The organism is Variovorax sp. GW821-FHT09B01 (assembly GCF_059418345.1).
The window spans coordinates 320,424-344,577 of record NZ_JBWKPQ010000005.1 but is presented as its reverse complement, the minus strand read 5'-3'; the positions used below and the strand labels follow the sequence as shown (position 1 = coordinate 344,577).

Sequence of the window (24,154 nt, the reverse complement as noted above, 5' to 3'; positions counted from 1 at the left end):
CAACCCTCTCAACGAGCTCTTGTCGCGTCCATCACACGTCTGGATGCGAGAGATGGAAGCGGCACGCTCGGTGACAGCGCTCATGGAGGTGCGAGATTTTGGCTCGGCGGTTCGTTCATCCAGGGTCTTGATAGCGCGGCGCCAATGGCACTTCGGGCCGATCTCGATGGCCTGCGGGACCACACCGCGCTTCCGCACGTGATGTTCGAGGACCCGTTTGCGCGGTGCAAGATCCTATGAAGCGCGAATTCAATTCCGCGCTGACCTGACCTTCCTGAAGAAGACTTTCGAGAGAGCCTGGTTCTCCGCGGGCAATCATCTGCCGCAAGGATCACTGGAGGGAGGTCTTCCAAGGCCGATTCAAGCAGCAAGAAAACGAACGAGAGTCATGCAGCAACGCATCAACCCTCATGCCCAGCTTTCGAAGGCAGCAACTCACCGCCCCTGAACTGAATACCCAACAACGGATTGGCCGCTACCTTTCTAAACTCCCTGTCGCGAGCCATGAATGTGTGCAGCATGTGGGGGATCAGCGCAGCCGCATCGACGGTCTGTCCATATTCCCGACTGTGCAGTTCCGCGTACCGATCCAGCGTCGTTTTCAGTTCAGCAGACACCGAGATCGTCAGCTTTACCACTTCTGCTTTCGGCAGTGGGCCCAGCCGAAGCTTGGTTTTGTTCATTGGAAACTCCCACGTTTGAAGAACAGCGGCTGGTACGGCCGCAGGATGAGGTCCTTGTTCACCATCACCCGCATCGGAAACCCCGGCCGGATCGTCAGCGTCGGCTGAATACTCGCGTTGCGCTTCGTGATCTCCTGCCCGACCTGGTTCACCGTGTCCTGCGCCCCCTCGCGCACGTCGATCACGAGGCGATTGCCGTCCTGGTCCGTCCGGCTCTGCGGCGCCGCCAGTTCGGCCCCTACGCCGAGCAACGTGGACAACGCTGCGCCCGAGAGGATGCGATCCCAGTGCCAGTCGACACCGTCCTCGAGCCCCGCGTAGCCGGCCGGATCGATCCCCGGCAACCGATCCAGCGCCACCGACGACGTGTCCGGCAGGATCAGCCGCGTCCACACCAGCAGCACGCGCCGCTGCCGGAAGGCCACTTGGCTGTCGTAGCGCCCGATCAGCCGCGAGCCCTGCGGGATCAGCAGGTGGCGCCCGGCGGCCGTGTCATAGACCGCCTCGGTCACGGTGGCGATCACCTGCCCCGGAAGGTCGGAGTTGATGCCCGTCACCAGCGCTGCCGGAATGATGGTTCCCGCCCATCAACTGGTACGGCGAAGCCGGCAACTGCAGGCTGCCCGGATTGCGCGTGGCCGTGTCGCCGGCCTTCGCAAGAAAGGCTTCCTTCCGGTCCTGGCGGTTCTGCGCCACCGCAGGGTTGCCCGGCGAAGCCGTGGATGGGCTCATCGCGCCCAAGGGATTGAACGACTGCTGACCCGCCGTCATCCCGGTCGGATCGGCGGCGGATACGGGCGTGGCCCGCTCGGCGACCGTCCCCCGCTTCGCAGCGGCACCGTCGCCGCTGCGCCGAAAGAACACCGACGACCGCGCCGCTTCCTCGGCCGCCAACCGCTCGGCCTGCGCCGGATCGACGGCATTGCCCGCCCTCGCCTCCATCGGCTGCTGTGCCTTCGCCATGGCGGACCCGAGGTCTCCCGGCAGCGGCGGCCCCAGCACCGGTGGCGCCGGCTTTGATGCCGGCGGCATTCCAGCATAGTCCTTCGGCAACTGATCCAGCCCATCCGCCCGGGCTACGCGGTCCACGTTGTACAGCTCGGCGGCCGGGTTGCGCTCGCGTCTCTGCGACTGCAGCGACCACATCGTGCCGCCCAACACGGCCGCGGCCAGGGTGCCGGCGCCGACCGCCAGCATGCGCCGATTGAGCCGCACGACCGACCGGGGCTGCGCGCGCAAGGCCATCGTCTCCGGCGCGACCTTGGGCGTAACCTGGGGCGACGGTGGTGGCGCCGAGCCTTCCTCACTCATGATCCATCGCTCCGTGCACCGCGTACGCTGCCGATCGCGCCATCCGTGCGCCGATGCGCACGACCTCGGCCTTGCCGCCCTTGAAGCCGCCCAGCCACAACTCCGCCGCGCCGAAGAGCCGATCCGCCACGTAGTACGGCGAGCGGAAGCGGTAGTTCACGAGCTGCCCGTCGCCCTGCGGCCCGATCACGAACAGCGGCGGCAGCTCGCCCTGCGCGATGCCGCCCGGGAACTGGATGTAGACCTTCTGCCCGTCGTCGAAGGCGCGCAGCGGCTTCCAGGACGGCGCATCGCCGCTGATCGCATAACGGAATCGGATCTGTTCCACCGACAGGCCCGAATCCACCGGCGCCGCAGCCTGCGCCTCCCGCGCCTGATTCTGCAGCGCCCGCATCCGGTCCTTCGGATAGTCCCAGGACACCGACGCCATCCAGGCCTGCGGCGTCGATGACAGCTCGAGCAAGTAGATACGCCGGTTCGTCGTGACGACCAGGTTCGTCTTCAGGCCCACGCGCGTGGGCTTCACGAGCACGTGGACCCGCTGGTTCGCACCGCTGCCGCTGACCGTGTCGCCCACGATCCAGCGCACCGTGTCGCCGGCCGAGACCGCCACCAGTTCCTCGCCCTCCTGCAGCGCGATCACCGTGACGCGGCCCGGGCTGGTGTAGACCTGATACAGCGCGCCGTCCGTGTACGGCCAGACCTGGATCGCATTGACATAGCCCTCGCGCGTCGGCGCGATGCGAGCCTCCTCGTTGGCCCGCGAGACCCGCACCTTCTCGTCGGCCGGCTCGAGCGCCGGCTTCGATTCCTGCGCGCTCGGCAGCGCCTTCATCTGGCCGGGCAGCGGCAAGGGCTTCGGCACCTCCACCACCTCGATGGGCTTTGCAGGCTCCGGCACCGACTGGGCGGCGACCACCACCGGCTCGTCCAGCGGGATCGCCGGCGGCGGCTTGCCCTGCGTGGCACAGCCGGCAAGGGACGCCGCAATCAGGATCGATGCAAATACGCCTCTACGGAAATCGGTCTTCATGGCTTCGTTCCTTTGGTGGTGTCCGTCGCATCGAGCTCGCGGCTCCAGGACAGCCCGTTGACGTAGATGCCCAACGGGTTCCTGCGCAGCCGCTCTTCGGTGCGCGGTGCCTGGAGCACGATCGCGAGCACCGCGGTCCAGCGCTCCAGCCCGGCCGCTTCGCCATTGACGTAGCGGCGCTCGGTCCAGCGCACCTGGAACGACGAATCGCTCGCGCGCACCACGCTGTTGATCTGCACCGCCACCGAGCTCTCCCCGATGCGCGAGAACGGATCGTTGGCGCGCGCGTGGTCGTTCAGCGTCGCGGCGCCGCGGTCGGTCGTGTATTCGTAGGCCTCGAGCCAGTTTTGCCGCACCACGATCGGATCGATCGACAGCGAGCGCACGTCGGTGATGAAGCGCGCCAGGTGATGTGCGATCTGCGCCTCGCTGGGCTTGTAGGGCGTGGCGGCCTCGCCGACCGTACGCACCTGGCCCGCACTGTCCACCTCGACGACGTAGGGCGTCACGATGGACTGCGCCGAGCGCCAGACCAGCCCGCCGGCCATCAGCAGGGCCAGCGAGAGACAGCCAAAGGCCATGAATCGCCAGTTCTTCGCTTGCACGCGCGAACTGCCGATGCGCTGGTCCCAGACCTGCGCCGCGGCTTGGTAAGGGGTGACGGGATCGGGCGTGTCCGAGTACCGCACCTGGGGTCGCTTGAATCGCATGGATGGTTCTCCTCGAAGATCCGGATCAGGTGGAGTCGTCGCGCAGGTTTGGGCCCGTGCCGCTGCCGCCGTGGTCGCCCGAGCGCAGCACATGCGCCGTCGTCGAGGCCGCATGGCTCAGCTGCTGCTTGCGGCGCATCTGCCGGGCCCATGCCGGCTCGGGGGAAGGTGCACCGGGGCCTCGTCCACACCGGCAGATGCCGCATTCCCCGCGGTCGCAGGCGCAGCGGCATCGGCCACGAAGTTGGACACGCGGTCTTTCACAGCCCGGGCGCCGGATGCGATGCGCTGGCCGGCAGCACCGGCACCGGTTTTCGTGAGATAGGCAAGGCCGGCACTGGCGGCGCGCACGCCACCACTGCCCGATGCCGCGGCGCTGTGTTGGTAGGCCGACTTCGCGCCGCCCGCCAGGCCGCTGGCCGAACGCGCGGCCGCAGCACCGCTGCCAATCGCGGCCCGCGCCGCACCGGGCGCCATGCGCGCGCCCGCGGCCACGGCCGAACCCGCACTCGCCACGGCCGCGCCGCCGGCGACCGCCAGGCCCGCCGCACCCAGGGCCGTCCCGGCCGCCGCGCCCGCACCGAGTTGCGGCGCACCCGATACCAGGCCCGTCGCGATCCCCGGTCCGAAGATCCCCAGCCCCAGCATCGCGAGCGCCGCCAGCATGATCGTCAGCGCATGGTCGATGGACGGCTCGGCTCCGGGCGGCGTGCGGAACTCTGCGAAGAGGCCCGTGCCGATCCCCACGATCACGGCCAGCACCAGCACCTTGATGCCCTAGGACACCACGTTGCCCAGCACCTTCTCCGCCAGGAACGCGGTCTTGTTCCACAGCGCGAAGGGCACGAGCACGAAGCCCGCCAGGGTCGTCAGCTTGAACTCGATCAAGGTGACGAAGAGCTGTACAGCAAGCACGAAGAAGCTCACGATCAGCACCAGCCAGGCCAGGAACAGCACCGCGATGGTGTCCAGATGGGCGAAGGTCTCGGGGAAGCCCGTCATCTCGCCGATCTGTTCCATGATCGGCCGGCCCGCCTCGATGCCGACCTGTGCGAGCCGACCGGGTTGCAGGAACTGCGCCTGCGTCAGGACGGAGCCCGACGCCACCAGGCCGAGCCCCGCGAAGGAGCGGAACAGCACCCCGGCCAATTGGTTGAAGTGTCCGATGATGAAAGCGAACGCCTTCACATAGAGCACCTTCGGAGCAGCCGCGCGATCACGTCGTCGCCCTGCCCGCTCGCATGGCTCATCGCCCAGAACAGCCCGGCCAGTGTCATGTCGATCACGACCAGCGTGGCCGTGAGAAACGCCACCTCGCCATGCAGCAGCCCGAAGCCCGAATCGATGTAGCGGGAGAAGATGTCGAGGAAGCGATCGATGACCGCAACATCGTTCATCGCGTCAGTCCTTGGCGCCTGCGCCGACTGGCAGCGAGGCCGGTGCGGCCGACGGCGGGACCGGGTCGCTCTCGTATGGCGACTGGCCGCCGCTCATGAAGCGCTGGCGTGTGGCCTCCGCCACCGCATGGCACTGCGCGTCGCCCATCCGGGCATGGTCGGCCTTGCACTGCGCGCGTAGATCCTTCAGCCGCTCGGGATTCGCGATCAGGGATTCGACGGACTCGATCGCGGGCTCGGAAGGCTCGGACTTGCCGCAGCCGGCGAGCACCAGGACGGCGACGGCTGTGATGATGAAAAGCAGGTTCTTCATGGTCTGCCCCTCAGCTGCCATAGAAATTCACGCTGTGGGGCGTGTACGGCGTGCCGCTCCCCATGAAGCGCCGGCGCACCTCGCGCGCGCGTTCCTGCACCGCCACCTGACGCGCCTGCTCCAGCGCCGCGGCGCGGTCCTGCGTGATCTGCAGCTGCTGCGCCTGGATCGACTGGCGCGACTGCAGCGCCAGCAGTTGGTTGGTCGCCTGCATCGCCTGCAAGGCGCCCGTGGCGGACCGGCTGCGGTTCACGAGATCCGTGAGCGCCCGCTCGTCGGCGGCGAAGTTCTGCATCGCCTGCGACTGCACCTGCGTCGCGGTGCGCAGGGCTTCGAGCGAATTGCGCCAGCGCTGCCGCGCATCGCCGGCCATCTGCGCGCCAGACATTCCCGCCGAAAAGGACTCCGGATAGAGACGCTTGAACTCCTCTTCCATGCGCGAGACGTTGAAGGCCAGCCCCTGCGCCTGCTGGATCAGTTGGTTCGTCGCCGCCAGCGTCGACTTCAGTTCGGACAGCGCGCTGAAGTCCAGGCCCTGCAGATTCCTCGCCTGGTTGCGCAGCCTCTGCGCCTCGTTCTGCAACTGTCCGACCTGGTTGTTGATCTGCTCCAGCGCCCGGGCCGCCGTCAGCATGTTCTGGATGAAGTTGGACGCGTCGAACACGGTGTCGACGACACCGAAGATGGCATGCGCCGGCTAGGCCACACCGAAGGCGATCGCACTGACCGCGACCAGCGCGGCGATCCGAGGCTTGAAGGAAGACGGGAGGTTCATGGCATTGGCTCCTGCGGGGTTGAGGAAAAAGATGGGGATGCAGATGGAAACGATGGAATGAGGTCGGCCGCCCAGCCGAGCCCGCGGTGGCGCAGCCAAGCGGCCGCGAAAACCGAAGGCACGTGCGCGAACGGCGACGCCCCGACCGAGGTCTGTACACGGTCGAGCTCACGCTGGTCCTCGGGTGAAGCCGCGCCGGCAAACGCCAGCGCCACCGGCCCGAGCCCGAGCCCGAGCTCGAAGACCCGGTTTCCCAGGCGCGACTGGTAGTAGCAGTCGCGCTTGGGCTGCGCCGTGGCGACGATCTCGATCTGCCGGCGGTTGAGTCCGAACCTCTCGTAGATCACGCGGATCTGCGGCTCGGTGGCCTGCGGGTTGGGCAGGAAGATCCGGCTCGCGCAACTCTCCACGATGGCCGAGGTGATGTTGGAGTTCTGGACGTCGGCCAGGCTCTGCGTCGAGAAGATCACCGAGACGTTCTTCTTGCGCAGCGTCTTGAGCCACTGGCGGATGCGCGCGGCGAACACCGGGTCGTCCAGGAACAGCCAGGCTTCGTCAAGGATCAGCAGCGTCGGCGCGCCGTCGAAACGTTCGTCGAACCGCGCGAAGAGGTAGCCCAGCACGGCAAGCACGGCCGCCTTGCTGTGCATCAGCTCCTCTTTGGCCGGCGACGCCCGGAATCGGCTACCGTTATGACCAGTTCAACCTAGCAGCACGGAACCCCGGATGAGCACCACCCCAACGACAACAGAGACACGCGTGGCCGTCCTGGTCGACTGCGACAACGTGCCGCCCGACATCCTCGAACACGCGCTGCGCATGGTGGCGCAGTTCGGCCGCGCAGTGCTGCGGCGCGGCTACGGCAACCAGGGCACGCTGGCCAACAAGTGGCAGGACGCCCTGGTGCGCCTGGCCTTCACGCCCTGCCTGCAGTACCAGTACGCCGCCGGCAAGAACGCCGCACACATTGCCCAGGCACTAGACGCGCTTGAAGCGCTCTTCGACCGACGGGCCGACACTTTCTGCCTGGTCACCAGCGACTCCGACTTCGCCTACCTATGCCGCAAGCTGCGCTAACGCTGCGCCACAGTCTGCATCGTCGGTGAGCCCAAGACACCGACGCCCTGCGCAATCCGCAATGCGAGCAACCAGTTCTTTGCATGGGAACGCCCCGAGCCGCCAGCGAAAGTAGTCGTCGAGGCCGCGCCGAACGCCACCGCGAAAGCGGGGCCGGCCAAGGCCGAGCCGCCGAAGCAGGAACCGCCCAACCCGGCGCCGAAGCTACGTAGAAACCAACGAGTTCGCGCCACGAAAAGGACCTGGTTCGTGGCAGACGCGGCGAGTTTCGTGGTGCCCCGGCTAATGGGAAACCGGGTCTCACGGGCCGACCGCGTAGTTACACCAGCATGCCGCGGCTCACCACGCGTGCGATAGCAGCAACCTTGTTGGCCACAGACAGCTTCTCGATCACCTTCTTCATATGGAACTTGATTGTGTTGGGGGAAACCTCCAGGAGGATGCCGGCCTCTTCTGATGTCTTGCCATCCGCCGTCCAGCGCAACACCTCGAGTTCTCGATCTGACAGGAGCGGAAAGTCTTCAGGCTCTTCCCTTCGAACCTGAGCCGACAAGTGCCGGTGGGCGGCATCAGCGAGCAAGTGAAGCTGGTAGCCGAGGATCGCAAGTTCCGAGGGCGTTAGCTTTTCGTGGGAGCGAGCGACTGTCAGCATGCCTACGCAACCGTCTGCATCGAAGAATGATTGAGCCCATCCATAGCGCAAACCGCTTTCGCGCGCCTCGTCCCAAAGCTGAGGGGTGCTCCTGAAGAGTTGGGCACTCCAGATGAGTGGTGCATGGGATCGCAAGCCGTGCGCTACGCTTGGATCGATGCCCAGATATCCCGCCTCTTGGTAGCGCTGCTGCCAAGCCGCGCTGTAGTTGTTGATCATGCGCGTCTTAGGGCGCGTGAACGAGTCAAAAATTCTGACGCCGTAGGCGCAACGTTCGAAGCCAAGCCGGCGCGCGTGCCGCGCGATCACGTCGAATTTGGCCTGTAGGTTGTCGGCGCGGACCAGTGCTCTCTCCATGTTCAGGAGAAATTCGAAAGGTGAGGCGGAGTCATCATTCACTCGAGGCTTGTAGAGCCGAAGGCTGCCGCCTGGGCGTCGCTCAAGGAATGGCAGATTCCTTTTCTTGCGCATGGATGGTTTCCTTATCGAATGTGATGTCGGGCTTTTTTGACGTGCTGCACGTGGGCCCGTTGCTTTCTCGATTCACTCTAGCGCAGTCTAGAAAGGACGTTCTCGCAACACAGCGACAAAACTTCCACCCTTTCCGCCAATGCTTAAGCGCAGGCCAGGCGTCGAAAAGCAGCGCTGCGCAGGATGAATACCTTTATCCGGCTGACGATGATGAAGTAGGCGGGAAAGCTGATATCGATGTGACAACAAGGCCCTCGCCGCAGCGAGCCGCGCGAAGGGGCAAACCACTCCCTGTTTTTTTTCAGGGCTCCGCCACGGTGGTACTGACGAGCCCCAGCAGCAAAAAGAGCAGGATTAGCCAGAACGAGTAAACGATCGCTGGAACCACTTCACCACTGGGAAACACGCGGCGCAAAAATGCGCTAACGCCGCTTATGCGCATGAACCATCACTTCGTGCTCCGCGCCACGCCTGGAGTTGGCGAATCTTCGCCAACTTGCCCAACGCCTTTCACCATGCTGGGCACGGACGTTCGTGCATGACATCCAAGGGCTCGGAAATATTTACGCGACTCGCACGATCCGCGCACGTACACACACCGCTGTTCCCTGCCCTACATCCTCAAGGGAGAAAGTTCGCTCTACCAGCCCGAAAAAATGGCGTGATGTCGAGCCAAGTATGGTGAACGAGTCAGGCAACGCGATCACAGCCGTCGGAGTTCTCACTGCTGCTGAGGCCAAGTAGCGCCGGAGCTCGACACCGATGTGTCGCTTCGACTGGCACATTGTGGTCGCACCAAGTGCACACCGGACTCCACACTCCGAATGCCATCAACTGGGGCAGCAGCGCGGGCTCTCCGGTTTCCGGTTCGTGCCGCGTCAGCCTTCTTCCGAGGATTCGGCTTCTTGCTGTTGACCGGCCTCGGTTAGCTCAGGCACGGTCGGCGCCGGTGTGGCGTCGATCAGGTGAACAGGGATGAGTTCGACCATTTCTCGGGCCTCTTGCGGTGAGCAGGTGAGCCAGCGGTCGATGTCGTGCTCCTCGATGGCGACGACCGAGCGCTTGTCTTGCACCTCGAGCGGCCTCTTCGTCGTCTTGTCGACCTCCGGCTTGTGCATCCGGGCCATGATCGGGTGCAGGTTGGCATTGATCGTGATCATCGTGAAGCTCTCCCACATCTCACCGGTCTCGCGGTCCAGCCAGGGACTCCACAGGCCCGCGAGCGCCCAAGGGCGGCCATCCGTGCGTTTGAAGCGCCACCACACGTTGGCGCGAGTTTCCCAGCAGGGCTCATCGAAGCTGTCGGCGAGGATCACGCACCGCCGGCTGTGGGCCCATGAATCCTTGAAGGTCGGCTTCTTTTCGATTCCGCCGAACCTCGCGTTGTAGGTCGATAGCCGCTGGGACTTGGTCTCGCCTCTTCGCGGCTTACTTTGGGGGATATGGCTCGGCGAGTGCGCTGGGATCAGCCCCCATTGCCCTGCCACCAACTCACGCGCGTACTCGGTCCGCTCGCGATCACGGCGGATGAAGACGCCGGTGGAGAGCGGCCGCATGCTGCGCATCCAGCGCTCCGCGCTGCGCGCGCCGATGTACCAGGCAGCCTCGATCTCGCGGTCTTCGGGGGTGATGTAGCGGGTGCACATGGCTTGGCTGAATTCTGCGCTCGGGAACCCATTGACGGTCAGGTTGCGGCGGGTTGATACTGTATTTTCATACAGTTATTGGAGATTATCCATGGACATTACCCCGCCCCTGCCCGGCGCCGAGTCGGCGCTCGACGACCCCGTATCCAATGGGGAGTTCATCCGCCTTGCGACGCGACGTGACGCCAGGCGCGACTGGACTCGACGGTTCAGCGGCGAGTACCAGCGCCTGCATCAGGGCCGCGTCGACATCGAATACCTGACGTTCGAGGCCGATGCGGTGTACCCCTTCCTGAGCCATCGGCCTCCCGAGGAGTGCGCGCGTCAGCGCTTCGGCTTCGACACGGGCGCGGACCGCTTCGAAGTTCAAGCCGAACAGAAATTCCGCACCCTGGCCGGCAACATCGGCCTGATCGACCACGGTCAGCCGCTTCCAGAGGATCTCAAGGAATTTGCCCACGGCGTGGCGGAGTTGTGCGCAGCCTCCGCGGAGCAGTACCGCCATCCGCGAGACGGCAGCGCTGGCGATCACATCCGGGCGACCTTCTGTGCGCTGCCCTTTTGATGGACAAGTTGGCGCCTTCTCCGTGCGTCCGAAGCAGGCTGCCGGCCCAAGAGGCTTCGTCGTTTCAAAGAGTCAGCACTCGCGACCGCTTGGCGGATGTCCCTTTTGACGTGAGCGATCCGTCGTTTGCTGCTGGCGCGGCGCGAGCGGGCGGGCGTCGTTGCTTCGCGATCGCAGTGAAGGCCTCATTCCCCCCGCGGCCCGCCGTGTTGACCTCAACCTTTTTCATGCAGCCGCACCGCGTTGCCTTCATTGCCAAGCTCCTGGACTACCCGCACGCCACGGCCGATGTGGTGCGTGTGTCCGAGCAGCGCTTCACGCGTGAGCTCGAGCGCCAGCTCGGCGAGGACGTGGTGCCGGCGCTGCGTGCCTACCAAAACGCCTACGAGTCCAGCGGCGCGGGCCTCACGAAGGACGAGCTGACGCTGGCGCAGCGCTGGGCCAAGGCCTATGACGCCGCACGAACCGCAGGCTTTCGAGATCTCGGAGACACCGACGAGGCGTTCTTCGAAGTTCGGCCGGTTTGAAGTGGACATCCAGGCCGAGTACGCGGCCATGGCCCGACGGGCCGGCGAGCTGGCGCCGGACGAGCCGCTGCGCCCTACCCTGCTTGAATTTGCCGAGCTCGTGGTCGGCATGTGTGCCGAAATCGGCCAACACTATGGTGACTGGGACCGGCAACGCTGGCGATCACATCCGGGCCGTCATGTACGACGTGCCTGGCCTTCTCCCCCCACCTCGACAATCGCCGGATGAGCCAAGCTGATTTTTTCCTGTCCGAGACCTCCGTGCTCGTCACACCCGTCTGGTACAGCGACAAGGTGCAAGACACGCGCGAGCTGCCGATGGCGCCGGGCGACTACAAGGTGACGCCTGGTGCGCGCTGGTCGGTCATATCGCTCAAGGACGGTGCGACGGTTTACGAAGGCATGGGTCCCGTGGTGATTCGACGCGCCAACGGCGCGTGATCCCAGTGATCCCATTGAGCCGATGAGTCTCTCTTGATTGAGAGACTTGTTGCACGGGAGGCAAGCTAACGGCCTTCGTCCTTAGCCGCAGGCTTCGCTCAGGAAGCGGCCGCGAGCCGCGGCTGCCACCCACGCTGCACTGGCCAGGTTGCATCTGGCATATTGATGCATTCTTGCCCGAACGGGTCGTCAGGCGACAGCGGCCCCTCCGCGCTCGACCTTGGCCTTGCTGGCAGGACGAGTCTGCCGCTTGCGCGCAACGCCAGACGCGCGCGTGCGACGCGGCGCCGACGGTTTGGCAAGGGAGCTCAGACTATCAAGCATGATCACAGTGCCCGTTTCAGTTCTGACAGCTACGGCCAGTTCTCCGCCCATTGCTTCTATGTACTTGCGCAATGTAGAAAGCAGCAGGTCCGAACGCTTCTCCAGCTGAGCTACAGCGTTTTGTCTGACATTGAGAACGCGCGCCACTTCCTCCTGGGTCTTGACCAACGCAGCGCGGACCTCCGCCAATGAATCCGCATGACGAACCATCTCCTCTGCCAAGACGGTCGCTTTGCTCTGGATGAGCTTCTGATCCTCTACGGAAAACTCTTCGATGATGCTTCGCAGTGTGGTGCTCATGTTGATTCCTTCTTGTCCTTGGCGAGTTTCTTCAGGTGGGCGTCGAACCTCTTGTCGGCCGTGTTGATCAGAGCCTTGTAGAACGCCGCCTCGTCCTGCCCCTGCTTGTCGCCGGCTACCAGCACATACGCTTTTCGCTGCGGATCGAAGGCGAAGGCCGCCCGCCAGATCTCCGAGCCGTTGTGAGCCTTGAAGCGCAGCTCCTTCATGTTGGCATGCTTCGATCCATTGAGCGTGTCGACATGGGGTCGTCCCGTCTTCGGTCCCGCCAACTCGATGCCGCTATCAGCGTGCGCGACCTCGGCCATGGAAATTGGTGTGCCAGCCGTCCAGACCATCTAAGCGCTGGAAGAACCTCTCATTGCACTGGGTGGCCGGGGCCGGCTTTTTTTCGCTCGCTCATGCCCCCATCGAGAGTGGGCTGCGCCGAGTCTGCCCCGCGATTTTTACCAACGAGGCAACGGTTGGACGTGCACAGCGAAACCTGTGGTCGGACTGGGTAAGCCTTAGCATTCGCCGTTGGTCCAGAGTTGCTGCCTTCTGCCCAACGGAACGACATGGTCGGACAGCGCTCCAGCGCTGAGGGTCGAAGTGGCGTCCGAATCTCATGTTGGCATCGCCCCCCTTCTAGCGCTGACCCGCCTATGCCCTTGGGCTCGTGAAGTTAGTCTTCACCCTTCGACGTTGCGGAGGAAGACGGCGGCGAGCATTGCCGCGGCTCGCCCGTCGCTCGCGAGGTCCTCAACGGACAGGCGGGGTTCATCGTCGTGCGAGAGATCGCGAACTTCAACGACGTACTTCAGCACCAGGTCTTGGTCGGTCATGGCCTCTCCGCTTTTCCCGAGGAGCCACCGGTTCACCTCCTCCCGGGAAGCCACGTGGAACACGGCACGGACCGGACGTGACACGCGCACGCGGTCGTCCGACTGACTTGGCAAATCGAAAACCTGCGAGATGGTGTCTGTCATGGGCAACCTCACCGGAGGGCGTTTCCGGCTGGTCCAAACGGTCATGCACGCGAGGCGCACTTGTTCCGCCGGTCCCAGCCCGCGCACCGAGACAATGTAATCATTTGGTTGCAATGCTAAGCCCAATGAAACAAAATGCAATCAAATCACAGGTGCTGCGCCTCGCGACCGGCATCAAGGGAAGAAAAGCGCGCCATGTGTGATGCGCCTCACCATGGCCACGACAAGCGAGGGACTCGTCACGCTTGCCGGCAGCGATGGACGCAACTCTTTTCTCTGCAAACATGTCGTTCTTTTCCGCCTGCGACTGCACTGCCAATCACCTGGGACGCGTGGAGCGACGAGGGTGGATGCGCTTGTTCTCTCAGCGTCGCTTGTATCAGTGCTCGAGCTGCCGAAAGCTGCAGCTGCTCCCGGAAGAGGCCGTCAACCGGGCCAAGGCGGCATACGCTTCGCGCGAAGCCATGCCGGATCGACGTCCGCGTTCCGCGGCGGCTTGATCGTCCAGGCTGGCAGGTCTTGCCAGCGTACCGCTGGGGGTGAGTGCTCACCGGCCGTGACCCTCTCATTGCGTGCTGGTGCTGGCCCGGAGATGTGCCTTGGGCCAAGTCACGCCGCATCGACACGAGGCGGCTACGATGCCGAACGGCTGCGCCCAGCAGTCCAAAGAGGCACTCCGGGCAGGGTTGGTGTTCCGCGCTATCGCGGGCCTTCCCCCTGCCCGCCCATCCGACGCGCAGCATGACCATTTTTGGATTTGTCCCGGCCCTCGCAGCGTTGTTCGCTCTGACGGCGGTCGAGCCTTCGCCAGCGTCGGCCCAAGGCTTCGACCTCACCGCGCAAGTCCGCGACAAGGCGGCGCTGGCCGTGTCCCAGTTTCAGGCGCGCGCCGGCGGACGGCTCGATTACTCCAAACAAAGTCTGGCCACCGTCGAGGAGATGTTGGCGGAGGCGTCACCATATGCCAAGGAGATGCCGCCTGCGGATGTGAAGGCCTTGGTCGAGCTGATGGGGTCTTACATCCTCGAAGTTGGGCGTCGACAACACGGTGGCACCTACCAGTGGCATGAAGCTCGGTCGCAGCCCGTCCTGGTCGTCGGGCCACCGAAGTTCAGCGTGGCGATGATGACCTTCGACAAAGTCAGGGCAAGACTGTCGGGTGACCCGGCGGACAGCATCGTTTTCTTCTACGAGGGATTTTCCGAGCGAGCCAAGACCGCCTCGCCGGACACGAACGCCCTCTTTGTCTGAGCCCGCGACGACTTCCACCGGGTTGTGCTGCGAGCCAGTCGCGTCCGGGGAGGCGTCGAGACACGGCACGCTGGATCGCCGGCTCGTTCAGCGCCCATGGTCGGAAGAATCCAGTCAGTCGGCGGGGGCAGTGGCTCGCGTTTCGGCCGCCTTCTGCGGAGGGCGCAGGCGCCGACGGCCTCTTTCCTCATGGACAGGTCTCGCCGAAGGAGGTGCCAGTGTCGTCTTGGGAGGCGATTGGCGAAGATGTTTCGCCGCACATGGGAGCCCGCCGCGAGGTTCGGCGTGTTCGCGCCCGATGACCCCTGGTGTGTTCCCGGCGGCTCGATGCGAGCTGAGCTCCACAGGCAACCGATCGATTGCTCGCCTCGTCGAGCACCCCTGCCGGCTGTTCGAACGCCGACGAGTCCCTGATGCCCGCGCTTTTATGAGTTAGTGCTCACCTAGTTCTACTCCCCGATGCCCGATCCGACGCACTTGTTCCAGCCCCACGCCACGATCGCCTCGTCCGCTTGCATCCGCGCGATCAGCGCAAAGTGTTTCTCCGCTTGTCGCCTTGAGCGAGACGACGTCCGACGGGCGAGCGGGGCAAGCGACATTGCGCCGAACCAATTCGGCATCGTAGGCCAGCTGTGGAGGATGATGCGCGGCGCGGTTGTGCGGGCACTTTGGTTGTCGCGACCCACTACGCACGCCAAGCGGCCCTCGGAACGCCTTGCGGTTCGGCTGGCTTAGGATCTGGTCCAGATCTGATATCACCTGGTCGCGAAGTGCTATGCCGCACGCTGAGGACGCCGAATCCATGCTCCGTTACACAACCATCCAGTTCGGCCTTCCGTCCACCGACACTGCTGACATCGGCCACGTCGACAACGCTGAAGCAGCCATCACTCTGATCAGATCCGTCGATTGGCGCAATGTCATGAGCGCGTGGCACGAAACCCAGGAAGGGCCGTTGCCGGCCATCGTTTTTCAGGCTCCGGCTGCCAAGGCCGAGTTGCGCGTGAGCCATGTGCCGATGGATGCAGCGCCGTACGATCAGCTGCACTTCGTGCAGATTGAGAAGGCCGGCTGGCTCCGCTCACGAAAGATCACCATCACCGCAGAGGTGCACTCTCAGTCTCTGCTTGCGCAATGCCTTGCCGAGTGGGAATCCGGACGCTGGGAGTCGCTCGTGCAGCTCTTGCGCGACCAGGGGGTGAACGTGCTGGACTGAGGTCGTGCCGACTCCTCAGTACGAGAGGCCTACCTTCCAACGCGATCCGGCCGGGCCGCGGTCCGAAAACCTCATCCGGGAGGTGGCCGGCAGGCATGAGAGCGCCCCCACCCGGCAGGTAACCGTGATGGCCACGCATCGCACGCATCGCTGGGCCTTCGCCCAGACGCTCGTGCCTTTTGGGGGCGCCGACCTTTTTCGCACTTTGAGGCCGACCTTTGAGTACTTCGGGAAGGGGCCAAGCGCACAGGGAGACGTTCGCGCCCTTAACGCCGAGATGAAGGCTGTCCTCTCCTTCGATCGGCCGGTTGACTGCGCCCGGGCTCCTACACCAACAGCTGCTCCGGGCGCTTAGGCTTGCCTTCAGCCGGCCATGGCCTGCATGGCTGGCGCGACCGACGACATGGAGTGCCTTCGATGAAATCCGAGAAACAGAAGATGCTGGCCGGCGAGCTTTACGACGCAGGCGATGCCGAGCTTCAGGGCGACCTGGCGGCAACCCGGGAGTGGCTGGTGCGCTACAACGCCGCGCTGGGCATGGCCACCGCCGATCGACGCGTGCTGCTGGCCGAGCGGCTGGGCTCGGTGGGAGATGGCTCGACGATCCGGCCGCCCTTTCACTGCGACTATGGCTACAACATCCATCTTGGATCGGGCGCGTTCCTCAACTTCGGCTGTGTCATCCTGGATGTGGTGGAAGTCTACATCGGGGACAAGACGCAAATCGGGCCCAACGTGCAGATCCTGACCGCGGACCACCCGCGCACCGCTGCGGAACGCGAGACCGGCCTCGAGTTCGGCCGCCCTATTCGGATCGGGCGCAACGTATGGATCGGGGGCGGCGCCATTTTGTTGCCCGGCATCACGGTAGGTGATGATGCGGTCATCGGAGCCGGGAGCGTGGTCACCCGCGACGTGCCTCAAGGCGCGACGGTGGTCGGGAACCCCGCGCGCATTAAAGCCCAGACCTCGCCCGCTCGCTCATAGCCCTGGCGGGCATCCGGAGGTCGAGTGCATTCGCAACCGATGCCATGACTGCGGCTTTGCGCAAAGCCAGAACGGTCACGGGTGCACGTCGTCTCGAAACGCAGGCCGCTATTGCGGAGCGACACCGCCCTCCGCCAACTTGCCATCAAACTTTTCTCAGCCCGCGCGAGAGTCCGCCGAGGGCACTCTATCGTGCCGGCTGGGCGCGGCACGATGCGACCTGAATCCAGAACCGGCCTCAAGCCGTCATTGCATCAGTCTTCGCAAAGCAGCATCAACGTCTCGTTGTCGCTGGGACTGCACCTTCGCGCCCCTCTTCTCCCGTTTGGGGGCATGCGATTGGTATGTGGCCATCTTTGCAGGCGCTCTACCAACCATGATGGAGCAGTGAGTCACGGCGAGACGGTGTCGCATGCAAGACGCACTGCGACACCGTCAAGCATTGCTTACCAGGCGTAGCCGACCTGCACCCGCGTGGCCACGTGGTTGGCGCTGCCGCTGGTTCCGGTCGACACGCCCAGCCCCAGGTTCAGGCGCTCGCTGACCTGGTAGCCGAAGGCCATGCCCAGCGCGGAGGCGCCCGCGTAGTTGCCGACCGCGGCGCCCACCCAGCGCTGTCCAGGCGCGAGCATGGGGATGCTGGGCATGGCCAGTGCCGACGCGATGCCCTGCGCGGCGAAGCTGCGGACTTCGTTGGTCGCGGTGGCGACGGCCTGCTGCATCTGGCCGAGGTTGACGGCATCGCCGGGCAGCACGCCCGGCGCGACGTTGGTGATGGTGCGTGCGAGCCCGGTGGCCTGGTTGCCCACCGACACGCTGTTGTCGCGCGTAGCGACCGACCCCTGGCCCAGTGCCACGGCATTGCGGCCGGTGGCGAGCGTGTTGGCGCCGAGCGCGACCGAATCGTTGCCGAGGGCCTGGGCATTGTTGCCGACCGCGGTGGTCGGATCGGCCAGCGCGCGCGCGCCCGCGCCGATGGCGACCGAGCCCGCATGGCTGGCCTGCGCGCCGTTGCCGACCGCCACGGTGTCGTTGCCGTTGGCCTGCGCATTCGGGCCGAAGGCGGTGGCGCCCTGGCCAGTGGCGCTCGCGCCCGTGCCGCAGGTGACGTTGCCGCCCGAGAAGCTGCACAGCCCGTTCGAGAACGCCTGATTCATGAGCGTCTGCAGTGCCATGACCTGCTGGCTGGTGAAGTTGTTCGCGCTGGTGATCGCGCCTTGCTGGGCCTGCTGCACTTGGCCCACATTGGCCGCATCGGTGAGCGCCGCGCCGGCACGCACGTTGCTGATGGTCGAGCCTGCGCCGCCGTTGGCGTTGAGTTGCAGGTTGGTTCCGCCGGCGCTGTATTGCGCCGAGTTGTTGGCCACGCCCAGGGCGGTGTTCGCAGTCGTCTGAGCTGCGCCTGCAGCTGCAACGCCTGTGTTGGCCGTCGTTTGTGCTGCGGCGGCCGCGCTCACTGCGGTGTTCGCAGTCGTCTGTGCGTTGGCAGCCGCAGCCACGCCTGTGTTTGCCGTCGTCTGTGCAGCAGCAGCAGCGGCAACGCCGGCGTTGGCAGTTGTCTGCGCAGCGGCAGCCGCAGCCACGCCTGTGTTTGCCGTCGTTTGCGCAGCCGCAGCAGCAGCAACACCGGCGTCAGCCGTGGTCTGTGCGTTGGCAGCCGCGCCCAGAGCCGTGTTCGCGGTTGTTTGGGCATTGGCAGCAGCGGCCACGCCTGTGTTGGCAGTCGATTGTGCAGCCGCGGCCGCGCTCACCGCCGTGTTGGCCGTGGTCTGTGCATTGGCGGCAGCGCCCAGTGCGGTGTTCGCGGTCGTTTGTGCGTTGGCAGCAGCGGCCACGCCTGCGTTGGCCGTCGTTTGTGCGTTGGCAGCCGCGCTCACCGCCGTGTTGGCCGTGTTCTGTGCGTTGGCGGCCGCGGCAACCCCGCTGTTCGCCGTCGTCTGTGCAGCGGCGGCAGCGGCAACGCCCGAATTCGCGGTCGTCTGCGCGTTGCCGGCTGCAGCGAGGGCGTTGTTCGCAGTGTTGTTGGCCGTGTTTCCCACGCCGAGAGCCACGCCAGCCAGGTTGTTGGCCGTGTTGGCTGTCTGCTGGGCACCGAAGGCTGCCTTGTCTGCCGTCATGGCGGCAGCAAACGCGCTGTCGGCAGTGGACTGCGCGTTGGCGGCGGCGCCCTGAGCTTTGCTTGCCGTCGCCTGTGCGGCATCCGCGCTGGACTGCGCCACCCCTGCCGCCGCCGACGCGCCTTGCGCGGTGCTCAGCGCATTGTTTGCCGTATTGTTCGCCGTATTGCCAACGCCGAGGGCCACACCGGCGAGGTTGCTGGCGGAGTTGGCTGTTTGCTGCGCGATGAACGCGGCCTTATCAGCCGCTTGCGCCGCTGAAACAGCGCCGTCAGCGGTACTTTGTGCATTGCCGGCCGCGCCCAGCGCTTTGCTGGCGGTGGCCTGGGCGTTGTCCGCGGCAGCTTGCGCCGTGCCTGCTGCCGTCGTTGCTGCCTGCGCCGTGCTTAGCGCATTGGTGGCCGTGGTCTGAGCCTTGTTGCCGACGTCCAGTGCAATGCCCGCAATGGAGTTTGCTGCGTTAGCAGACTGCTGGGCTGCATTGGCATCTTTGCCCGCCTGACCCGCAATCGCCGACGCAAATTCGGCTGTGGCCTTCGCCTCGTTCGCGGTCTGCTGCACGCCGAACAACTGACCGCCAGTGACGGCGTCCGTGCTGCCACTGGCAACGTTTCCTGAAGCGACATTGGTGAGTGTACGGGTCACACCATTGCCACCAACCGACACGGTGTTGGCTGCGCTGGCCACGGAGCCGGCCCCCAAGGCCACGCTGTTGGTCGCAGCCGCAGTGACTTGGCTGCCAGCGCCCAACGCAACGCCGCTGGCGGCCGCGGCGCTTGCGCCACTTTGCGTTCCAGACGCGCCACCAATCGCCATGCTCGATTCGCCCGAGGCGACTGCACCTTGTTTTCCGCCAGACGCACTTCCAATCGCGATTGCCGACGCGCCGCCAGCCTGCGCGCCGGATGCAGAGCTGCCGCTGCCCACAGCAATAGATCCTGTTCCAGCAGCAGCAGCACCTGCACCGCCAGCGGCCGCTGTTCGACCATTCGAACCTGCGTCGCCCGATCCTCCCGCGCCGATGGCCGTCGCTCCAGCGCCGCTTGCCACGGCACCAGCTCCTCCGTTGCCGCCGGTTCCGCCGGTAGTCGCACCGCCACCGTTGCCTCCGGTGCCGATCGCCGTCGTGCCCAACCCGCTTGCGGTCGCGCCTGCGCCCCCAAGTCCGGCGGTTGCCCCATTGCTTGCAGAGCCGCCTGTGCCGCCAGCACCGATCGCTGAAGCGTTGGATCCAGCGCTTGAGCCGCTGCCACCCGAGCCAGCAACCCCACCTGAAGTTGCCGATCCTCCATTGCCCCCGGCGCCTATGGAGGTCGCAGCATCCCCTGCCACAACAGCCGCGGAGCCGCCCGCGCCTGCGGCGCCGCCGCTGTTTGAGCCGCCAGCAGTACCGGCTGCACCCAAATTCAGACTGGCGCCGAAGGCAGTGCCGGAAGCCAGCAGAACGGCGAGAACGGCGGATGCGGCAGCGGTGCGGCGGAACTTCGAATTAGTCATGTCTCTTCAGTTGTAAATGTTTCAGAAAGATACATCATAAAACACATACATAGAACTTTGGCGCTAATCGGAGGACAGCTGTGAGAAAAACACAGAGAACCTTCTCTGCCCTGCCGCGGCGCCCGTGTGCCTGTGGTTCGGAACCACAGCTGGTCAATGACAGCTAGCGAGCCTTGGCTTAAAGGGCTGTGGCGTGCTGCCCACGGGCGCGCGGGTGCATTGCCAGTCCGCGGGATGTGTTGGGGGAAGCCTCGCGTCACGAGGGCGCTTGCGCGTGGAGCGACCAGCTACATGATCGACACCACAGGCAGCGCTCTGAATTGGCTCGGGCTCTTGCACCACGGCTGGCCCGACGAAGATGAGCTGGTGAGCATGGGGGAGCCTTTTGCGCGCGCGGACCGCCTTGGGCACAAAAAACACCGGTCGAGAACCCGCAGGCGGTCCTGACTGTGGCGCGCTGTGCGACGGTCAGGTAGCGCTCATAGCGAAATGAACGCTGGTCCGATGCTGGGTGCATGGGTTGACGGGCGTTGGGTGACTACTGCCTGTCCTGATCACTGGCCACCGGGGCTCGGACCCGCTAGTGGTTACTGACTGAAAACGCCAAGGCGCGATCTCGGCGGGCTCGCCCTAACCGCCGGCGCCGTCGTGGCCTACACAGTGGATTCAGCGATGCGGGCGCCGCACTCGCATGCGTACAAGCGTGCAGTCGCTGAGCTTCAGCCACGGCTGAGAGCGTCTATGCCCTGTCAGCTGTCCTTGGGAGCTGCGCGCCACGTCCAATAATCATCCGTGCTATTTTTCGATGCACAAACCCCTCATGCAAAAGCAGGTTCACCGAATCTCCAGGTAAATCAATGACTTAGCGCCCACTTTTGATGCCGACGAGTGGCGGCTCACTTTGTCCCGATTCACCATCAAGGCCGCGCTTCGCGTTCCGTTGAATACTTCAGGACGAATCAGCGCGGCGCTGCATGGCGAGTCATTTTGGCTTTACCGATGGGAATGTGGCCTAGCAGAGCGGACGTCCCATCCTCGAGGTCCACGGATCACTGCGCCAAGTCTGCTGCGCTCGCTCGCTGTGATCGAACAATTGCACTGACGGCCGGAGACGTCACGGCTCTCTCGCGCCACCAGGAATCCGCGGCTGACTTGCCTAAAGAGTAAGTGCACACTTTAATGCTGGCAATGGCGCTTAGACATGACGGATGTGCGCCAGGGAGCGCTTTCCGTCCAGAAACTAGTAGCTGCTTGGACACGACGCCATTGGAGCTCGAGCAGGAAATGCCGGTGCTAGCTACTCGATGCGCTTGCACTTGACAGCAATCAGCGTCTCTAACCGTCTATATCCCGATCTCACGGCGACAGTCAGGATGAAGGTTTCGCTCCGCGCAACTGGATGTCAGAGGCGTCGGGGGATTGAGTCAAGAGGCGATGCAGTGACTCGGTTGTGACTTCGACAGCTCCGAATTAAGGGGAAAAGTATGCGGCGACCCATGAACTTGTGCCCGCCGACCATGTTTGGGGCCCACCCCGAAGAGAGCGGGAGCAGCTACGCCACGACAGCAGTTCAGGGCCGAGTAAAGCACGGACGGTTTGTTCGCTCTCGCCCCTCATGGGTCGGAACGCGTCGCGGGCTGCGATGTGGCTTCGAGGTATTGCTGGCGAGCCTCCAAGTAGGGGCAAATGTTCGGCAAAGCACCGATCTGCGAGATCGTTCAGCGCGTAAAGAAAGTTGGACGCTTCACACCCCGAGCTAATCCGTCATTGGGTTTAGGGGGTGTGGTTCGGAACCACACCCCACCATGGCTGCTTGGAGCGGCGCTCGATCTACAAAATTGAGGGGTTGGAGGCGGCTCGTCCTAGCAATTGCGCAGTCGGCTCCTTGCGCAGCGTGCTCCGCAGCGGGTGCGGACGGGCAGGCAAGTCACCGTGGATCTTGTTTTCCGCGAGGGAAAGTCGCATGCCTGCAACTAGGCGATCGGAGCCAAGCTTCGCCATGTCTGGCGGTCTTCGTATGGCTCGGCAGCCGTGCGAGCGATGCAGCCAGACTTAGTGCCGAGGCGTATGAGCTGGTACCGGGCACTGGGTTAGAGTCGCGCACACGTTGCAATGTTCTAGAAATCGCCTTTCAACCTGGTGCAAACAAGGGGTGTGGTTCGGAACCACGCCCAAGGGATTGATCGGATTATTTGGCGGCATCCCGGGGTGCGTGAATCTCGGCCGGAGAGCGGCCTGAGGAACGCCTGTGTCCCATGACAGTTTGGGCTATGACAGGTCCGGAAATCCCGAAAAAAATAGAACCGACGCGGCTTCGCACCCCCGGGGCGAACTCCCACAGATCGGCGACACAGGGCATTTCCGGATCTCCCTGACCCCCGGGAGAGCAAGAAGGGCTGCCGGTACACCTAAACCGTGGTCCCACGAAATCCTCTTGGTCGCAAGGTCGAGGGGGTGTGGTTCCGAACCACCCCCCTGAACTCTGATCGATTGAATTGGAGAAGTCGAAGCGGGTGCTCAGTTCGACAAGTCGATCGCTCCCGAAACCTAGTGGCTGTGCCCCTGCAGACCAGCGCTTACGTTGCGTGGTTCAGAACAATTAGCGGACAAGCGAGCATTCCCAACACTCATCTGTGCGTACGTCCAGCCCCAAACGTCGCGGCCCTCGCCCACAGCTTCGCCCCGCGCCCAATTCCGCTCTACCCTTCACGATCAGAAGGCATTGCACTGAGACATAGCTGGTTGCCGAGGCGAACCGCGGAGGCGCAAAGCGCAAGAGGCAAGAAAAAAGGGGGGTGGTTCCGAACCACACCCCTTTTTCTTTCCGGCGTTACTGCCGCTGGGCAGTCTGTTTAGGCGTTATCCAGAAACTCCGCCAACAGCTTCTCCAGGGACGCGCGGCGCTCGGCAGACAGGGGCACGTGGATGCGCACGTTCGCCCGGCCGTCCGCATCGAAGCTCAGCGTTGCTGCCTTCTTGTTCTTGACCGTCAGCGTGTGGGGTTTCGCATCGACTTGGAGTTGGGTGTCGGCGACCAGAAGCTTGGCCAGCACTTCCTTGGCGGCCGGTCGCGCCGATTGGGTCAACAACTTTTCGGCCCGGGCCCGCACGCCTTCCGCGTCCGACTCAAGCGCGCGATTGAGCAAGGGCGCCCAGCGCAGTTGGATCTCGAGTGGCGAGCGGAAGGCAGCGACTACTTCGTCCGGAAGCCGCGCCAGCGCGAGCGACTTGCCCACGTTGCTGTGATCGATGCCCAGCGCCGTGGCCAAGGCGCGGTTCGAGGTGAAGAGGCCCAGGTCCAGCGCGCGCCGGTACATCATTCCCTGCTCCCACGGCGACAAATCCTGGCGCTCCCGGTTCTCGCGCTCCATCTCGACGAAGAGCGATCGATCATCGAGGTTGTCGATGACGGCCAGCACGGGAAGGCCGAGCTGCGTGCACGCCTCGAGACGGCGGTGGCCGAAGACCACCTCGTAGTCGAACTCGCCGCCCGGCTTGCTGGCAGGACGCACCTTGATCGGCTGCACATTGCCGCCCGACTCCTGGATCTCGCGCTTGAGCCGTTCGAAATCTTCACCCACAAAACTGCTCTCATGCCGGTTCGCGTACCGACTGCGCCCAATGCGCTTGGGGTCCAGGTGACGCGTCGCGCGAGCGCCCTCCCAGCCTTCGAGCTCCGTGCGGACTTCCTGTAGCTGTGCCTCGAGGCCCGCAGCCTTGTCCGCGGCTTCCTTGAGCATCTCGTTCTCGCGCAGAAGGTCCGATCGCGCGTCGTTCGCGAAAGCCATCATGGCGCCAGGCGCCGTTTTGGGCTGCTTGGTTTCGGGCGTCACCGAAACGGGGGCAGTCAGCGAAGCAAAGTCGATCTTGGAAGCTTTGTCTCTCAAGCCCAT

At 64.6% G+C, this 24,154-nt stretch carries 18 protein-coding genes and 4 pseudogenes; 7 read left to right on the top strand and 15 right to left on the bottom strand.

Going from position 1 to position 24,154, the window contains the following annotated elements; translation table 11 throughout:
- Nucleotides 1-401: 401 nt before the first annotated feature.
- From AC07RV_RS18390 to AC07RV_RS18355, 8 genes and pseudogenes are all read right to left on the bottom strand, one after another.
- Complete coding sequence (locus AC07RV_RS18390) at nt 402-683, bottom strand: DUF2274 domain-containing protein (protein WP_492713906.1); 282 nt, start codon at nt 681-683, stop codon at nt 402-404.
- Nucleotides 680-1,994, bottom strand: a pseudogene (locus AC07RV_RS18385) (TraB/TrbI/VirB10 family type IV secretion system protein). Before AC07RV_RS18385 ends, AC07RV_RS18390 begins: the two are co-directional and overlap by 4 nt.
- Nucleotides 1,991-3,027, bottom strand: a pseudogene (trbG, locus tag AC07RV_RS18380) (P-type conjugative transfer protein TrbG). The pseudogenes AC07RV_RS18385 and trbG overlap by 4 nt, the downstream one beginning before the upstream one ends.
- Nucleotides 3,024-3,737, bottom strand: a complete 714-nt coding sequence (trbF, locus tag AC07RV_RS18375; protein WP_492713904.1) for a conjugal transfer protein TrbF — start codon at nt 3,735-3,737, stop codon at nt 3,024-3,026. Before trbF ends, trbG begins: the two are co-directional and overlap by 4 nt.
- A gap of 25 nt (nt 3,738-3,762) precedes the next feature.
- Nucleotides 3,763-5,134 (bottom strand): annotated as a pseudogene (gene trbL / locus AC07RV_RS18370) (P-type conjugative transfer protein TrbL).
- Between the two features lie 4 nt (nt 5,135-5,138).
- The gene (locus AC07RV_RS18365; RefSeq protein ID WP_444814178.1) at nt 5,139-5,447 is read right to left on the bottom strand and encodes an EexN family lipoprotein; all 309 of its coding nucleotides are present in this window, start codon (nt 5,445-5,447) and stop codon (nt 5,139-5,141) included.
- Between the two features lie 10 nt (nt 5,448-5,457).
- Nucleotides 5,458-6,132: a P-type conjugative transfer protein TrbJ gene (gene trbJ, locus AC07RV_RS18360; protein WP_444814211.1), complete on the bottom strand. Its 675-nt coding sequence runs from the start codon at nt 6,130-6,132 to the stop codon at nt 5,458-5,460.
- Between the two features lie 86 nt (nt 6,133-6,218).
- Nucleotides 6,219-6,881, bottom strand: a pseudogene (locus AC07RV_RS18355) (TraG/VirB4 family ATPase); the annotation flags it as partial.
- 100 nt (nt 6,882-6,981) lie between these two features.
- Here AC07RV_RS18355 and AC07RV_RS18350 point away from each other — a divergent pair.
- Nucleotides 6,982-7,299, top strand: a complete 318-nt coding sequence (locus tag AC07RV_RS18350; protein ID WP_444814179.1) for an NYN domain-containing protein — start codon at nt 6,982-6,984, stop codon at nt 7,297-7,299.
- A gap of 319 nt (nt 7,300-7,618) precedes the next feature.
- Here AC07RV_RS18350 and AC07RV_RS18345 read toward each other — a convergent pair whose 3' ends face one another.
- Complete coding sequence (locus AC07RV_RS18345) at nt 7,619-8,422, bottom strand: autoinducer binding domain-containing protein (protein WP_444814180.1); 804 nt, start codon at nt 8,420-8,422, stop codon at nt 7,619-7,621.
- Between the two features lie 878 nt (nt 8,423-9,300).
- Nucleotides 9,301-10,068, bottom strand: a complete 768-nt coding sequence (locus tag AC07RV_RS18340; protein ID WP_444814181.1) for an SOS response-associated peptidase — start codon at nt 10,066-10,068, stop codon at nt 9,301-9,303.
- Between the two features lie 91 nt (nt 10,069-10,159).
- Between AC07RV_RS18340 and AC07RV_RS18335 the strand changes: the two genes are divergently transcribed.
- The 3 genes from AC07RV_RS18335 (at nt 10,160) to AC07RV_RS18325 (ending at nt 11,601) form a co-directional block, all read left to right on the top strand.
- Nucleotides 10,160-10,633 (top strand): hypothetical protein, encoded by a 474-nt coding sequence (locus AC07RV_RS18335; protein WP_444814182.1) that lies wholly within the window; start codon nt 10,160-10,162, stop codon nt 10,631-10,633.
- Nucleotides 10,634-10,743: 110 nt separating this feature from the next.
- On the top strand, nt 10,744-11,160 hold the full coding sequence (locus AC07RV_RS18330; RefSeq protein WP_444814183.1) for a hypothetical protein: 417 nt from the start codon (nt 10,744-10,746) through the stop codon (nt 11,158-11,160).
- Nucleotides 11,161-11,385: 225 nt separating this feature from the next.
- Nucleotides 11,386-11,601 carry a hypothetical protein gene (locus AC07RV_RS18325; protein ID WP_444814184.1) on the top strand — a complete coding sequence of 72 codons (216 nt, stop codon included), beginning with the start codon at nt 11,386-11,388 and terminating at the stop codon, nt 11,599-11,601.
- 189 nt (nt 11,602-11,790) lie between these two features.
- Here AC07RV_RS18325 and AC07RV_RS18320 read toward each other — a convergent pair whose 3' ends face one another.
- The 3 genes from AC07RV_RS18320 to AC07RV_RS18310 form a co-directional block, all read right to left on the bottom strand.
- Complete coding sequence (locus AC07RV_RS18320) at nt 11,791-12,225, bottom strand: helix-turn-helix domain-containing protein (protein ID WP_444814185.1); 435 nt, start codon at nt 12,223-12,225, stop codon at nt 11,791-11,793.
- Nucleotides 12,222-12,533 (bottom strand): type II toxin-antitoxin system RelE/ParE family toxin, encoded by a 312-nt coding sequence (locus AC07RV_RS18315; RefSeq protein ID WP_444814186.1) that lies wholly within the window; start codon nt 12,531-12,533, stop codon nt 12,222-12,224. The genes AC07RV_RS18320 and AC07RV_RS18315 overlap by 4 nt, the downstream gene beginning before the upstream one ends.
- Before the next feature lie 363 nt (nt 12,534-12,896).
- Nucleotides 12,897-13,193 (bottom strand): hypothetical protein, encoded by a 297-nt coding sequence (locus tag AC07RV_RS18310; protein ID WP_203208194.1) that lies wholly within the window; start codon nt 13,191-13,193, stop codon nt 12,897-12,899.
- Between the two features lie 741 nt (nt 13,194-13,934).
- Here AC07RV_RS18310 and AC07RV_RS18305 point away from each other — a divergent pair.
- The 3 genes from AC07RV_RS18305 (at nt 13,935) to AC07RV_RS18295 (ending at nt 16,647) form a co-directional block, all read left to right on the top strand.
- On the top strand, nt 13,935-14,444 hold the full coding sequence (locus tag AC07RV_RS18305) for a hypothetical protein (protein ID WP_444814187.1): 510 nt from the start codon (nt 13,935-13,937) through the stop codon (nt 14,442-14,444).
- Nucleotides 14,445-15,246: 802 nt separating this feature from the next.
- Nucleotides 15,247-15,660: a hypothetical protein gene (locus AC07RV_RS18300; RefSeq protein ID WP_444814188.1), complete on the top strand. Its 414-nt coding sequence runs from the start codon at nt 15,247-15,249 to the stop codon at nt 15,658-15,660.
- A 417-nt stretch (nt 15,661-16,077) separates the two neighbouring features.
- Entirely contained in the window at nt 16,078-16,647 is a 570-nt protein-coding gene (locus AC07RV_RS18295) for a sugar O-acetyltransferase (protein WP_444814189.1), read from the top strand.
- 446 nt (nt 16,648-17,093) lie between these two features.
- Here the strand turns inward: AC07RV_RS18295 and AC07RV_RS18290 are convergent, their stop codons facing one another.
- Together AC07RV_RS18290 and AC07RV_RS18285 are read right to left on the bottom strand one after the other, a co-directional pair.
- On the bottom strand, nt 17,094-19,691 hold the full coding sequence (locus AC07RV_RS18290; protein ID WP_444852594.1) for a YadA family autotransporter adhesin: 2,598 nt from the start codon (nt 19,689-19,691) through the stop codon (nt 17,094-17,096).
- 3,422 nt (nt 19,692-23,113) lie between these two features.
- On the bottom strand, nt 23,114-24,154 hold the full coding sequence (locus tag AC07RV_RS18285) for a ParB/RepB/Spo0J family partition protein (protein WP_444814191.1): 1,041 nt from the start codon (nt 24,152-24,154) through the stop codon (nt 23,114-23,116).